This is a genomic window from Plantibacter sp. VKM Ac-2880 (assembly GCF_015351235.1).
In the GTDB taxonomy this organism is placed as follows: Bacteria; Actinomycetota; Actinomycetes; order Actinomycetales; family Microbacteriaceae; genus Plantibacter.
In genome coordinates, this window is the sequence record NZ_JADKSJ010000001.1 from 1349887 (window position 1) to 1363291 (window position 13405).

Below are 13405 nucleotides of genomic sequence, written 5' to 3' on the forward strand. Positions count from 1 at the left end.
CCACCGTCTCGAACGAAGGGCTCCACCATGCACCATGACGACGCGCTCATCGAAGCCCGGATCGCCCGCTTCATGCGGGAGCGGCTCACCCCGGCGCTCCTCCGGAGGTCGGAGCCACTCGGCGTGACGGCCTGGGAGGTCCCGGGTGAACCCGTCCCGTTCGAGACCGCCGTCGCCGAGGACCACCGGCCGTTCGCCGTCGGCGACGCCTGGGGGAGACCGTGGGGGACCACCTGGTTCCACGTCACGGGGACGGTGCCCACCGGGTGGGACGAGCCGGGGACGCGCATCGAGCTCCTGATCGACCTCGGGTTCTCCGTCGCTCAACCCGGATTCCAGGCGGAGGGTCTCGTGTACGACCCGAGCGGACGGATCGTGAAGGCGCTCGAACCCCTGAACACGCACGTCCCGGTGCACGTCGGTGCGGGCGGCGTCGTCGACGTCTGGGTGGAGGCGGCCTCGAACCCGGACGTCGCCGGAGTGTGGGACTTCGCGCCCACTCCGCTCGGCGATCCCGCGACCGCCGGCACGGAGCCGATCTACCGCCTCAACCGTGTGGACGTCGTCCAGCTCGACGTCACGGTCTGGGAGCTGCTGCAGGATTTCTGGACGCTCGACGGCCTCCGACGCGAACTGGGTCCGGAGCTGCCTCGGCGGGCCGAGCTCCTGCGTGGTCTCGGCAGGGCCGTGCAGGAGGTCGACCCCGACGACGTCGCCGGGACCGCGCAGCTCGGCCGCGACGTGCTCGCGCCGCTGCTCGCCGCTCCCGCCTCCGCGAGCGCGCACCGCATCATCGCCGTCGGTCACGCCCACATCGACTCGGCCTGGTTGTGGCCCGTGCGCGAGACGATCCGGAAGTGCGCGCGCACCTTCTCGAACGTCCTGGACCTCATGGACCACGATCCGGACTTCGTGTTCGCCTGCTCCTCCGCCCAGCAGTTCGCCTGGATGCGCGACCACTACCCGGAGCTCTTCGAGCGCATCCGGTCGCGGGTCGCGGAGGGACGCTTCGTCCCCGTGGGCGGCATGTGGGTGGAGTCGGACACCAACCTCCCGGGAGGGGAGGCGATGGCCCGCCAGTTCGTAGCCGGGAAGGGGTTCTTCCTGGAGGAGTTCGGGCTGGACCTGACGGAGGTGTGGCTGCCGGACTCCTTCGGGTACTCCGCGGCGATGCCGCAGATCGTCGCCGCAGCCGGCGCCACGCACTTCCTGACGCAGAAGGTCTCCTGGAACGAGACGAACCGCTTCCCGCATCACACCTTTCTTTGGGAGGGGATCGATGGCACCCGGGTCTTCACCCACTTCCCGCCGGCGGACACGTACAACTCGGCGCTCGCGGCGAGCGACCTCCACCGGGCGCAGCGGCAGTTCCAGGAGAAGGGCGAGTCGAACGTCTCGCTGCTCCCGTTCGGTCACGGCGACGGTGGTGGAGGACCGACGCGCGAGATGCTCGCTGCCGCCGTGAGGACCAGGTCACTCGAAGGGTCGCCCACGGTCGAGATCGGCACGCCGAGTGCGTTCTTCGCAGCGGCCCGGGCCGACTACCCCTCGCCGCCGGTGTGGTCGGGGGAGCTCTACCTGGAGTTCCACCGGGGGACCTACACCTCGCAGGCCAGGACGAAACGGGGCAACCGCCGGAGCGAGCACCTGCTCCGCGAGGCGGAGCTCTGGGCGGCGACGGCGGCGATCAGGACCGGTGTCGAGTACCCCTACGACACCCTCGACGAGGCGTGGCACACGGTCCTCCTCCAGCAGTTCCACGACATCCTGCCGGGTTCGTCGATCGCCTGGGTCCACCAGGTCGCGGAGGCGAACTATCGCGCCGTGGCCGAGCGTCTGGCCGCGCTCGTCGACGAGTCACTCCGTGCGCTCACCGCGCCGGGCGATGGCGGACCGGTGGGGTTCGCGAACGCGTCACCGTTCGTCGTCGACGGCGTACCGGCGCTCGGTGTCGCGGCCACGACCACGACCGGCCGAGCCGTCCTGTCCGCGCGCGCCGACGGTGGCTTCGTGCTCGACAACGGCCTCGTCCGCGTCACGGTCGACCCGGACGGGCGCGTCACCTCGGTCCTCGACCTCGCGGCGGACCGGGAGGTCGTCGCGCCCGGTGCCGCTGCCGCGGAGCTGCAGCTCTTCCGCGACACCCCGAACCAGTGGGACGCCTGGGACGTGGACCTCGCGGATAGGACGCACTGGACCGTGCTGGACCGGGCCGACGCCGTCGAGGTCGCGCTCGAGACGCCTGGTCGCGTCGCGGTCCTCGTCCGACGGAGCTTCGGGTCCTCCTCGGTCACCCAGACGATCGCGCTCGATGCGGGGCGTCCTACCGTCGACATCCTGACGGCCGTCGACTGGCACGAACGCCAGAAGCTGCTGAAACTCGCCTTCCCGCTGGACGTCCGGGCCGACGTCGCGAGCTCCGAGATCCAGTTCGGCCACGTCGACCGTCCGACGGCGGTGAACACCTCCTGGGATGCTGCCCGCTTCGAGACGGCGGCGCACCGGTGGGTGCACGTCGGGGAGCCCGGGTACGGCCTGGCGGTGGCGAACGACTCCACCTACGGACACGACGTCACCCGCACGACGCGCGAGGGTGGCGGCACGACGACGCTCGTCCGGCAGTCGTTGCTGCGGGCGCCCCGGTTCCCGGACCCGACGGCGGACCAGGGGGAGCACGTCCTGCGGTCGACCCTCACGGTCGGTACCGGGATCCTCGACGCCGCGGCCGAGGGGTACCGGATCAACCTGCCGCTCCGGCCGGTCCAGGGCGCGGCGGTGGATCCGATCGTCGTCGTCGACCGACCCGGCATCGTCGTCGAGGCCGTCAAGCTCGCGGAGGACCGCTCAGGCGATCTGGTCGTCCGACTCTACGAGGCCACCGGCGGCCGCTCGACCGGTCGGGTGTCGTTCGGGTTCCCGGTCCGGTCGGTCCGACGGACGGACCTCCTCGAGCGTGAGCACGGCGAACAGCCTCGACTCGCCCCGGACGGTTCCGTGCAGCTGCGCCTGCGCCCGTTCGAGATCCTCACGCTGCGGGTCGCCCGGGCGCACTGAGCCCGGAACGGGCCCCGGATCAGGTGATCCGGGGCCCGTTCCGTGACGCCGAGGACTCAGAGGCTGCAGGTCGTACCGAGGTCCGTGAACTCGGACTGGAGCTTCGAGAGGGAGTCGGTCAGGGCGGCCTGGTCGGCGGTCGCCGGGTCGCTGACGGCGGTCCTCGCCTGTTCGATGAAGGCCTGGAGGGCGTCGACGGAGGCGTCCGCCGAGTCCTTGACCTCCTTGTTCGTGACCTTGCCGGCGGCCGCTTCGAAGGTGTCGGCGAAGTCGTCGAGCTGCGTCACGGCGCCCTCGGGGTCGGAGGAGAGCGAGCTGAGGCCGGACTGGAGCTTGGCTGCGGAGTCGGTCACCTCGGATTCGATCACCTTGCAGGCGTCGGCCTTGCTCTGGGCGCCACCGGCGCAGCCGGTGAGGAGCAGGCCTGCGACGGCGATCGCGCCGAGGAATGCTGCTGCGTTCTTCTTCATGGTGGTGTGGGTCCCCCGTGTTCGGTACCCGTCACCGGGCCGCCCGCGCGCTGCGAGTCGGTCTCCAGGGTACCGCTGGAGGCCGACACCTGTCGGGGATCGGGCGGCATCGCATCGGCCAGCGGGCTGCGGCATGGACTTGCGCCGCGAATATTTGTAAGCTTGGCAAACAAACCGGTGGGAGCAGCTTGCACCCGGGATCGAAGGAATCACGCCATGCACACGAGTCACGACGATCTCTGCGGACGACCCGCGTGAGGGTGGGACTCGACATCGGCGGTACGAAGACCGACGCCGTCGTCGTCACCGACGACGGCGCGCTGCTGCACCGTCTCCGACGCCCGACCGGGCGGGGCGCGCAGGCCGTGGTGGAGACGGCTCTCGAGGCGGTCCGCGCACTCGCCCTCGCGGTCGACCGCCCGATCGACACCTTCACCTCGATCGGCGTCGGCATCCCCGGTCTGGTGGTGCCCGGCACCGGTGTCGTCGCCCATGCCGTCAACCTCGACGTCGAGGAGCTCGAGCTCGGCGCGATCCTCCATCGGCACCTCGCCGTGCCGGTCGCGGTGGAGAACGACGTCAAGGCGGCCGCGCTCGGCGCCTGGCAGCTGCTCGACGGCTCAGGCACCATGGCCTACCTGAACCTCGGAACAGGTGTCGCAGCCGGGATCATCACCGACGGTCGCCTGTGGCAGGGGTCGAGTGGCGTCGCCGGCGAAGTGGGGCACCTGTCGGTCGACCCCCTCGGTGATCGCTGCGGATGCGGCCAGCGCGGCTGCATCGAGACGATGGCCGCCGGCGGCGCCGTCGCCACCGCGTGGGGTGGGAGCGCCGCGCTCCCCGTGCTCGAGATGTTCGACCGCGCCGACGCCGGAGACCCGCGCGCCATCGCCCTCCGGGCGCGTCTCGGCCACGGCGCCGCGGCGGCCGTCCGCATCCTGACCCTCACCGTCGACGCCGACGACATCGTCCTCGGTGGGGGACTCACCGCTCTCGGCGGGCGCCTGCTTGCCGTCATCCGAGAGGCCCTGGCCGAATCCGCCGTCGGGTCCCGGTTCGTCGAATCACTCCACCTGGAACAGCGAGTGCGCTTCGTGCCGACGGGGTCACCCGTCGCGGCGGTCGGCGCGGCACTCGTGGGAAGAGGAGCGTCATCGCATGGCTGAAGTCGTGATCGTGAAGGATGCAGCAGCCGCAGGGGACCTCGTCGCGGCGGCGGTCGTCGCGCTGATCTCGGGGCGGCCCGACGCCGTCCTCGGGCTGGCGACGGGATCCACGCCGGTACCCGTCTACGCGGCGCTCGCCGAGCGGACGCGCGGACTCGATCTGTCGCAGGTGCGCGGCTTCGCCCTCGACGAGTACGTCGGGCTGCCGGCCGGGCACCCCGAGTCGTACCGCGCCGTCATCACCCGCGAGGTCGTGGAGCCGCTCGGACTCGTGCCGGAGCGCATCCACGTGCCGAACGGTGCGACGGAGACCATCCAGCATGCCGGCGTCGACTACGAAGCGGCGATCGAAGCCGCCGGTGGCGTCGACCTGCAGATCCTCGGCATCGGCACCGACGGCCACATCGGGTTCAACGAGCCCGGCTCGTCGTTCGCCTCCCTGACCCGGGTGAAGACGCTCACCGAGCAGACCCGTCGCGACAACGCGCGGTTCTTCGACTCGATCGACGACGTCCCGATGCACTGCATCACGCAGGGGCTCGGCACCATCCTGCGCGCGAGGCATCTCGTGCTCCTGGCGTTCGGCGCGGGGAAGGCGGCCGCCATCGCCGCCGCGCTCGAGGGGCCGCTGTCCGCGAGCCTGCCCGGTTCCGCCGTGCAGTTGCACCCGCGCGCCACCGTCGTCGTCGACGAGGCGGCGGCGTCCGAGCTCCAGCACGCGGACTACTACCGCTACGCCTACGCGAACAAGCCGGCCTGGCAGGGGATCTGACCGCGGTACCCGAGGCGGCCCTTCGACAGGCTCAGGGACCGTTGGGCGGCTGAGGGACCGGCCGGCAGCTCAGGGACCGGTCGGCAGCTCAGGGACCGGTCGGCGGCTGAGGGACCGGAGCGTGGGTCCGGGGCCGGATCAGGCGACGCCGGCCAGGCGCAGGAGCGCGGTGCTGACGGCCGCGGCCAACACGATCACGACGAACGGCGCCTCCCGCCACGCGAGGACGCCGGCGACGAGCACGCCCGAGAGTCTCGCGATGCCGGCGAACTGCTGGTCCTGCGTGAGTGCGGTGGTCGCCAGCACGGCGGCGAGGAGGACGATTGCGGCATCGGCGAGGAGGGTCTCGACGCGTTCCGAGACCTCGGCGCGGGTGCGGAGGAGTGGTCCGGCCAGACGGAACGCGTAGGTCCCCGCGGCGAGGATGACGACCCCGGCCAGGACGATGAGGGACTCGTTCACGAGGCGACCTGCTTCGTCTGTCGTCGGCGGCCGAACCCGAGGAGCAGGCCGACCAGGGACAGCAGGACGGGGACGCCCGCCGGGAGGAACGGGGTCGCCGCGACGGCGACGACGGCTCCGACGAGTGCGGCTCGCCTCGTGCGGCGCTCGCGGAGTGCGGGGAAGATGAGCGCCAGGAGGACCGCCGGGAACATCGCGTCGAGCCCGAACGCGTCCGTGTCCTCGATGACCGAACCGGCGAACGCCCCGAGCGCCGCCCCGGCGGGCCAGCAGAGCAGGATGCCGAGACCGCAGGCCCAGAAGGCGGCGCGCTTGCGGTCGAGCGTGTCCTGGTCGAGGGCGAAGACGACGGACTCGTCGTTCAGCAGGTGTGTCCCGAGGATCCGGCGCCAGCCCGTCCCGACGACCTCGTGGATCGCGAGACCGAAGGGGAGGTGTCGTGCGTTGACGAGCAGGCCGGCCAGGGCGGCCGTCAGCGGACTGCCTCCGGCCGCCACGACGCCGACGAACAGGATCTCCGAGGCGCCGGCGAGGACGAGCAGGGCGAGTGCCAGCACCACCCAGGGCTGCAGGCCGGAGTGGACGGCGACCGCGCCGTAGGAGATGCCGACGAGTCCGTCGGCCACGCACACGAGCACGATGGCACGGGTGGTCCTCCGACCGAGCAGACTCCATATCGAACGCACGTACACTATATTGAACGTCCGTCCATCGTTCGTCAAATCGAACGCACGGCCTATTGGAGTGAACGCATGATCCAGATGGAGCAACCGGACGACGGAGCACCGCACGCCGCGGTCGCAGCGGCACTGACCCGCGAACGGCAGCGCGCCGGTCTCTCCCTCGCCGAGGTCGCCCGTCGCGCAGGGATCGCGAAGTCGACCCTGTCCCAGCTGGAGGCGGGACTCGGCAATCCCAGCCTCGAGACCCTCTGGTCGCTCAGCGTCACCCTCGACGTCCCCTTCGCGCGCCTCGTCGAGCCGGTGCGACGGCCCGTCCAGGTGATCCGCGCGGGGGAGGGGCCGACGCTCGCCGCGTCCGGAGCGAACTACGTCGCGACAGTGCTGTCGGCCTGTCCGCCGAACGCGCGGCGGGACATCTACCGCATCGTCGTCGAACCGGGGGCGCCGCGGCTGTCCGAGCCGCACTCGCCCGGTGTCATCGAGCACTGGGTGATCAGCACCGGCCGGGCGTCGATCGGTCCCGTCGGTGAGGAGGTCGAACTCGGGCCAGGGGACTACCTCTCCCACGCAGGCGACGTGCCGCACTGCTTCGAGGCGCTCGAGCCGGGCACGACCGCCGTGGTCGTGACCGAACACGTCTGAGCGCCTCGACAGGCTCGGTGACCGCGGCGGCTCGGTGAGCGGGACGGCTCCGTGGGCGCTCAGGCGTCGATGACGTGCACGAGCTCGTCGATGAAGCCCGCGAAGTCGTCGGAGCGCCGGATGATGCGGGCGACGCTCGACCGTTCGGAGAAGACCTCGACGAACTGATCGAAGACGGTCTGGAACGCGGCGCGACCCGATTCGCTGAACGCGACGAGCGCGACGACGCTCACGCGCGCCCCACCCCACTCCATCGGGGTCTCGTTCACGGCGATCGCGATGGCCGTCGAATGGGCCGTCATCGTCATCGCGTGCGGCACCGCCAGGGTGTCGGTGAACGCGGTCGACGACATGCGCTCCCGCTCGATCGCCGCCGTGAGGTAGCTCTCGTCGATGATCCCGCGGTCGATCATGCGTTCGCCGAGGAGTCGGATCATCGCCTCCTCGTCGGCCGCGTGCGCGTTGCGGAGGAAGAGGTCCGGGTGGAAGTACTGCAGCAGTTCGTCGCTGATCTCCGACAACCGCGAGGAGCGGCGCACCCGGCTGACCGCGCCGCGGACGCGTTCCACGTCGGCTGCGGTGAGGAAGGGCTGGATGACGACGATGCCGTCGGCAGGCGCCGGCGGCTCGATGGTCGTGAGCACGAGGTCGCTGTCGATGGCCGACCAGTCGACGTCGGTGCGGGTGATCACGGATCGGACGTCGAGGACGTCCCCGAGCTGCGACTCGACGCGTCGGCGGAGCACCTCGTGCATGTCGTAGTAGCCGGCTGAGACGATGGTGCAGCCGAGCAGCGCCTCCTTGCGAGCCGTCTGTTCGAGCTGGGCGCCGACGTGCATCGCGATGTACGCGATCTCGTCGTCGTTGATCACGATGGAGCCGTGGCGCTGCAGCTGGCTGGCGATGAAGACCGCGAGCTCGTAGATCATCGGATACGAGGTCTTGATCGACCGCGTGAGCGGGTTCCGCGAGTAGGACTGGTCCTGCGCCCGACGGATGAGGTTCTGCACGTGCAGGGTGAGCCGCACGATGAAGTCCTCGTCGGAGAGGTCGACGAGGTACTCGCGTCCGGCGCGGTCGACGGCCTGACGGACCGCCGCGAGGTCGGCCTGGTCGACGTAGTCGTCGACGAGGACTTCGGCGGACGCGCCGCTCCCGGGGGTGACCACGCGCGTGACCAGCAGGTAGCTCAGGTAGACGAGGTCGGCTTCACCGAGCACGACGTGGAAGTGGGTGTCGACGAGCCGCGCCAGGTCTTCGGCGACCGCTTCGACCTCCGGGGTCCGTGGTGCGTGGTCCGTCGGCTCCGCCGGGCGGTCCTTCGTGACGCGGTCGATCGCGATCGCGATGTGCAGGAGGACGTTCGCGATCCCGTACTCGTTGACGTAGTACCCGCGGGCGGTCAGCGCGTCGAGGAGCTCGCCCTTGAACGGGCTGAACTCGTTCGGCGCAAAGGCCCGCTGGAGCGCTTCGAGCTCGACGATGCCGCGGTCGGTCTCGTCGCGGAACATGCGGCTGAGCAGTCGGCGACGCTCGGTCTCGCCGCCCGCCATGGTGACGGTCGACCCCGAACGGTCGAGCGTGAGTGCGGTGTCGGCCAACATGGCGCGGACGCGACCGAGATCACCCTCGACGGTCGACTCGCTGACGTGCAGGCGCTGTGCCGTCTCGTGCACGTCGATGCCGGATGGCGCGCTGATGAGGAGGCGGACGAGACCGTACAGCCGGTCCCGCGGTGTCTCGGACTCGAACGCCGACGCCGCTCGCCGGCGGTACACGGCGTACCCGTCCGCGTTCAGCCGGTAGCCGTTCGGGCCCGACTCGACGACGTCGTGCGGTGCGGTGCGGGTGTTGACCGCCGTCACATAGCTGCGCACGCTGCGCGGGGTGACACCGAGGACCTCGGCGACCTCGGTCGCCGTCGTCCATCCGTCGCGGCCTGCGAGGTAGCCGAGCATGCGGTCGTGTTTCTCGCGTGCCACGATGCCCCTCTCCGGCGGACGGTCCTCGCGCGGTCCGGGCGAACCGCTTCACCGAGTCAACCATCATCCGATGCGCTTCCGCGCGTTCGACGACCTTTCCGCACCGCCGGAAGAGCTTCTGGTGGAACGGCGACCCGCCCGGCGGAATGATGGTTCGGTAGGCAATCGGCGGTTCTGGAGAAGGTTCGATGAAGATCCTGGTGATTTGCGGCGCGGGTGCGTCGAGCACGTTCATGGCGCAACGCCTCCGACGCGCCGCAGCCGATCAGGCTCTCGACGTCTCGGTCGATGCCGGCGCCGAATCCCAGGTGCTCTCCGGCACGCTCACCCTCGACGGTGTCGACGTGCTGCTCGTCGGAGCCCACCTCGCCGATCACGAGCCCGCGCTCCGCGCTGTGGCCGAGCCACTCGGCACCGCCGTGGCCGTCCTCCCCGGCGACGTCTTCGGCGTCGAAGGCGGCGCCAGAGCCCTCGAACTCGTCCTCTCGATCCAGTCACCAACCAGGAGGTAACCCCATGGCAACTCGAACCGTCCGCATCGGCTCGTCGCACGGCCTGCACGCGAGGCCCGCGAAGCTGTTCACGCAGGCTGCGAAGGACGCCGGGGCCCCGGTGACCATCGCCAAGGGCAGCGGCAAGGCCGTCAACGCGGCGAGCATCCTCGGGGTCATCGCCCTTGCCGTCGAACACGGCGACTACGTGACCCTGTCCGTCGAGGGAGAAGGCGCAGCAGCCGAGGGCACCCTCGACACCCTCTCCGAGCTCCTCGTGACCGACCATGACGAGCAGTAGTCCGATGGGCGCGCTCCAGGGCATCGGCATCGGCCAGGGGGTCGCCGTCGGCCCGATCGCACGGATGGCCGATCCACTCCCGGCGCCGGCGGACGTCGCCAGCACCCTCGACCTCGCGACCGAGACCGAGCGGGCGAACACCTCCCTCGCCGCCGTCGCGCGCGAGCTCGAAGCCCGCGGTGCAGCCGCCGGTGGTGCCGCACGCGACGTGCTCGAAGCGCAGGCCATGATGGCCGAGGACCCGACGTTGGCCGAGGAGATCGCCACCCGCCTCGCCGACGGCAAGACCGCCGAATGGGCCGTCTACGCCGCGTTCGCGTCGTTCCGCGACCAGCTCGCCGCGATGGGCGGGTACCTCGGCGAACGCGCCGCCGACCTCGACGACGTGTCGCAGCGAGTCGTCGCCGACCTCATGGGGGTCCCGGCACCCGGCGTCCCCTCGCCCGGTCACCCGTTCATCCTCGTCGCCCGCGACCTCGCGCCCGCCGACACCGCCCTGCTCGACCTCGACCTGGTGCTCGGACTCGTCACGAGCGACGGAGGCCCCACCTCGCACACGGCGATCCTCGCCCGCGAGAAGTCGATCGTCGCGATCGTCGGTGTCGTCGGTGCCGCCGACCTCACCGACGGCACGACGCTCGTCGTCGACGCGGCGACCGGCGCGGTCACCGTCGACCCCACGCCCGAACTGGTGGCCGAGACGGAGCAGCGCATCGCCGACCGGCTCGCCCTGGTCGACGCCCCGGCCATCCCCGGCGCGCTCGCCGACGGCACTGCCGTGCCGCTCCTCGCGAACCTCGGGTCGGCCGAACACGCCGACGCGGCAGCAGAGCTCGGAGCCGAGGGCGTCGGCCTCTTCCGGACCGAGTTCCTGTTCCTCGACCAGGCGCTCGCGCCGACCGTCGAGCAGCAGCGTGCGCACTACGAGAAGCTGCTGCGAGCCTTCCCCGGCAAGAAGGTCGTCGTCCGGGTGCTCGACGCAGGCGCCGACAAGCCGCTGGCGTTCCTGAACGACGCGCACGAGGACAACCCGGCGCTCGGGCTCCGCGGACTCCGCGCACTCCGGGCGAGCGAGGACATCCTCCGCGAGCAGCTCACCGCACTCGCCCAGGCGGACGCGGCGACCGACGCCGACCTCTGGGTCATGGCGCCGATGGTGTCGACCGTCGAGGAGACGAAGTACTTCATGGCGATCGCCGCCGAGTACGGCCTCAAGACGCCGGGCGTCATGGTGGAGGTGCCGTCGAGCGCGCTCCTCGCCGACCGCGTCCTCGCGCACGCCGGGTTCGCGTCGATCGGGACGAACGACCTCACGCAGTACACCCTCGCCGCGGACCGCCTGCTCGGCTCCGTCGGTGCGTTCCAGGACCCGTGGCACCCGGCGGTCCTCCGCCTCGTGCAGCTCGTCGGCGAAGCCGGCCGGCATCACGGCAAGCCCGTCGGCATCTGTGGTGAAGCAGCAGCCGACCCGCTCCTCGCCGTCGTCCTCGTCGGACTCGGCGCGACCACCCTGTCCATGTCGCCGTCGGCCCTCGCCGACGTCCGGCACTCCCTCCAGCAGTACACGCTCGACGACGCCCGACGCATCGCAGCAGCAGCACTGGCCACCGACGGCGCCGCCGAGGCCAGGGCAGCGGCCACCGCAGCGACCACTCCCGAAATGAAAGAGGCAACATCATCATGACAACGACGTCTACTCCCAAGAAGCCGGGAGGTGCACGAGTCGGCGTCCAGCGATTCGGCACCTTCCTCTCCGGCATGGTCATGCCGAACATCGCGGCCTTCATCGCCTGGGGCCTCATCACCGCGTTCTTCATCGCCACCGGCTGGCTCCCGAACGGCGTGCTCGGCGGCTTCGGCGACGCCGACGTCATCGGCTGGCAGGGTGCGGCCACCCAGCTCGCGCAGACGGACGACGGCACCACCTTCACGCAGTACGTCGGCCTCGTCGGCCCGATGATCACCTACCTGCTCCCGTTGCTCATCGCGAACACCGGTGGCCGGATGATCTACGGTGAGCGCGGCGGCGTCGTCGCCACCATCGCGACGATGGGTGTCATCGTCGGCAGCGCGATCCCGATGTTCATCGGCGCGATGATCATGGGCCCGCTCGCCGCCTGGCTCATGAAGCAGGCGGACCGCCTGTGGGACGGCAAGATCAAGGCCGGCTTCGAGATGCTCGTGAACAACTTCTCCGCCGGCATCCTCGGTGCGTTGCTCGCCATCGGCGGCTTCTACGGCATCGCCCCGGTCGTCACCGCCTTGAGCAACTTCCTCGAGGGTGTCGTCGACTGGCTCGTCGCCAACTCGCTCCTCCCGATCGCGAGCATCTTCATCGAGCCCGGCAAGATCCTCTTCCTCAACAACGCCATCAACCACGGTGTGCTGACGCCGCTCGGTGTCCAGCAGGCCGAGGACAGCGGCAAGTCCGTGCTGTTCCTCCTCGAGTCGAACCCCGGCCCGGGCCTCGGCATCCTGCTCGCCTTCTGCTTCTTCGGCATCGGCCTGGCGAAGGCCTCGGCCCCCGGTGCGGTCATCATCCAGTTCTTCGGCGGCATCCACGAGATCTACTTCCCGTACGTGCTCATGAAGCCGATGCTCGTCTTCGCGGCGATCGGTGGCGGTATGGCCGGTGTGGCGACGAACGTCGCCTTCAACACGGGTCTGCGCGCGCCGGCCTCGCCGGGCAGCATCATCGCCGTGCTCATCCAGACGGCCCCCGACAGCTACGTCGGCGTGATCCTCTCGGTCATCGTCGCGGCAGCCGTGTCCTTCGCGATCTCCGCGATCATCCTCCGGGCGAGCCGCAAGCGGGACCTGGAGAACGAGAACGCCGGTGACCTCTCGGCCGCCGTCGCAGCCACCGAGGCCGCGAAGGGCAAGAAGTCGAGCGTGCTCGGCAACCTCTCGGCCGGGAGCGCCGCAGCCGGTGCCGACGTCGTCGACGAGGGCGTCGTCACCACCCTCGAGCGTGGTCCGATCCGCAACATCGTGTTCGCCTGCGACGCCGGTATGGGCTCCAGCGCGATGGGTGCCTCGGTGCTCCGCAACAAGATCAAGAAGGCCGGCATCGACGAGATCACCGTCACGAACAAGGCGATCGCGAACCTCGCCGACGACGTGGACCTCGTGATCACGCAGCGGGAGCTCACGGACCGCGCGAAGGAGAAGACGCCGAGCGCCGTCCACATGTCGGTGGACAACTTCATGAACTCCCCGAAGTACGACGAGGTGGTGGAGTTGCTCCGCGGAGAGGGAGCACACTAGCAACGGAACGATCCCGGGGTGCGCGCGAAGGGCGTGCACCCCGGGCCACACCCACCACCCTTCACCGGGCTCCCTGCCGCTCAGGCGGAGCCCTCCACGAGGAATGCAGAGGAAG

The 13405-nt window shown here is 70.5% G+C and carries 12 protein-coding genes; 8 read left to right on the plus strand and 4 right to left on the minus strand.

The features are described 5' to 3' along the window. Positions 1-27: 27 nt before the first annotated feature. Positions 28-3054, plus strand: coding sequence for a glycoside hydrolase family 38 C-terminal domain-containing protein (locus ITJ57_RS06540; RefSeq protein WP_194669353.1), 3027 nt, complete (start codon positions 28-30; stop codon positions 3052-3054). A gap of 56 nt (positions 3055-3110) precedes the next feature. On the opposite strand, the gene ITJ57_RS06545 is transcribed toward ITJ57_RS06540, so the two are convergent. After that, on the minus strand, positions 3111-3524 hold the full coding sequence (locus tag ITJ57_RS06545) for a hypothetical protein (protein WP_056778657.1): 414 nt from the start codon (positions 3522-3524) through the stop codon (positions 3111-3113). 254 nt (positions 3525-3778) lie between these two features. Here ITJ57_RS06545 and ITJ57_RS06550 point away from each other — a divergent pair, with 254 nt between their 5' ends. Further along, positions 3779-4690: an ROK family protein gene (locus ITJ57_RS06550; protein ID WP_194669354.1), complete on the plus strand. Its 912-nt coding sequence runs from the start codon at positions 3779-3781 to the stop codon at positions 4688-4690. Next, positions 4683-5462 carry a glucosamine-6-phosphate deaminase gene (locus ITJ57_RS06555; protein ID WP_194669355.1) on the plus strand — a complete coding sequence of 260 codons (780 nt, stop codon included), beginning with the start codon at positions 4683-4685 and terminating at the stop codon, positions 5460-5462. Before ITJ57_RS06550 ends, ITJ57_RS06555 begins: the two co-directional genes overlap by 8 nt. A gap of 138 nt (positions 5463-5600) precedes the next feature. Here ITJ57_RS06555 and ITJ57_RS06560 read toward each other — a convergent pair whose 3' ends face one another. Together ITJ57_RS06560 and ITJ57_RS06565 are read right to left on the minus strand one after the other, a co-directional pair. Next, the gene (locus ITJ57_RS06560) at positions 5601-5924 is read right to left on the minus strand and encodes an AzlD domain-containing protein (protein WP_194669356.1); all 324 of its coding nucleotides are present in this window, start codon (positions 5922-5924) and stop codon (positions 5601-5603) included. Continuing rightward, positions 5921-6610 carry an AzlC family ABC transporter permease gene (locus ITJ57_RS06565; RefSeq protein ID WP_194669357.1) on the minus strand — a complete coding sequence of 230 codons (690 nt, stop codon included), beginning with the start codon at positions 6608-6610 and terminating at the stop codon, positions 5921-5923. The genes ITJ57_RS06560 and ITJ57_RS06565 overlap by 4 nt, the downstream gene beginning before the upstream one ends. A 66-nt stretch (positions 6611-6676) precedes the next feature. Here ITJ57_RS06565 and ITJ57_RS06570 point away from each other — a divergent pair, with 66 nt between their 5' ends. Then, positions 6677-7249, plus strand: a complete 573-nt coding sequence (locus tag ITJ57_RS06570) for a helix-turn-helix domain-containing protein (RefSeq protein ID WP_228506524.1) — start codon at positions 6677-6679, stop codon at positions 7247-7249. A gap of 59 nt (positions 7250-7308) precedes the next feature. Here ITJ57_RS06570 and ITJ57_RS06575 read toward each other — a convergent pair whose 3' ends face one another. Beyond that, entirely contained in the window at positions 7309-9231 is a 1923-nt protein-coding gene (locus tag ITJ57_RS06575) for a transcription antiterminator (RefSeq protein ID WP_370582233.1), read from the minus strand. A 188-nt stretch (positions 9232-9419) separates the two neighbouring features. Here ITJ57_RS06575 and ITJ57_RS06580 point away from each other — a divergent pair, with 188 nt between their 5' ends. From ITJ57_RS06580 to ITJ57_RS06595, 4 genes are read left to right on the plus strand one after another with little or no spacing between them, the layout of a single operon-like run. Further along, entirely contained in the window at positions 9420-9743 is a 324-nt protein-coding gene (locus ITJ57_RS06580; RefSeq protein WP_194669358.1) for a PTS sugar transporter subunit IIB, read from the plus strand. A gap of 4 nt (positions 9744-9747) precedes the next feature. Then, positions 9748-10023 (plus strand): HPr family phosphocarrier protein, encoded by a 276-nt coding sequence (locus tag ITJ57_RS06585; protein WP_194669359.1) that lies wholly within the window; start codon positions 9748-9750, stop codon positions 10021-10023. Positions 10024-10027: 4 nt separating this feature from the next. After that, entirely contained in the window at positions 10028-11707 is a 1680-nt protein-coding gene (ptsP, locus tag ITJ57_RS06590) for a phosphoenolpyruvate--protein phosphotransferase (protein WP_194670327.1), read from the plus strand. After that, entirely contained in the window at positions 11704-13290 is a 1587-nt protein-coding gene (locus ITJ57_RS06595; RefSeq protein WP_194669360.1) for a PTS mannitol transporter subunit IICB, read from the plus strand. Before ptsP ends, ITJ57_RS06595 begins: the two co-directional genes overlap by 4 nt. Positions 13291-13405 lie beyond the last annotated feature (115 nt).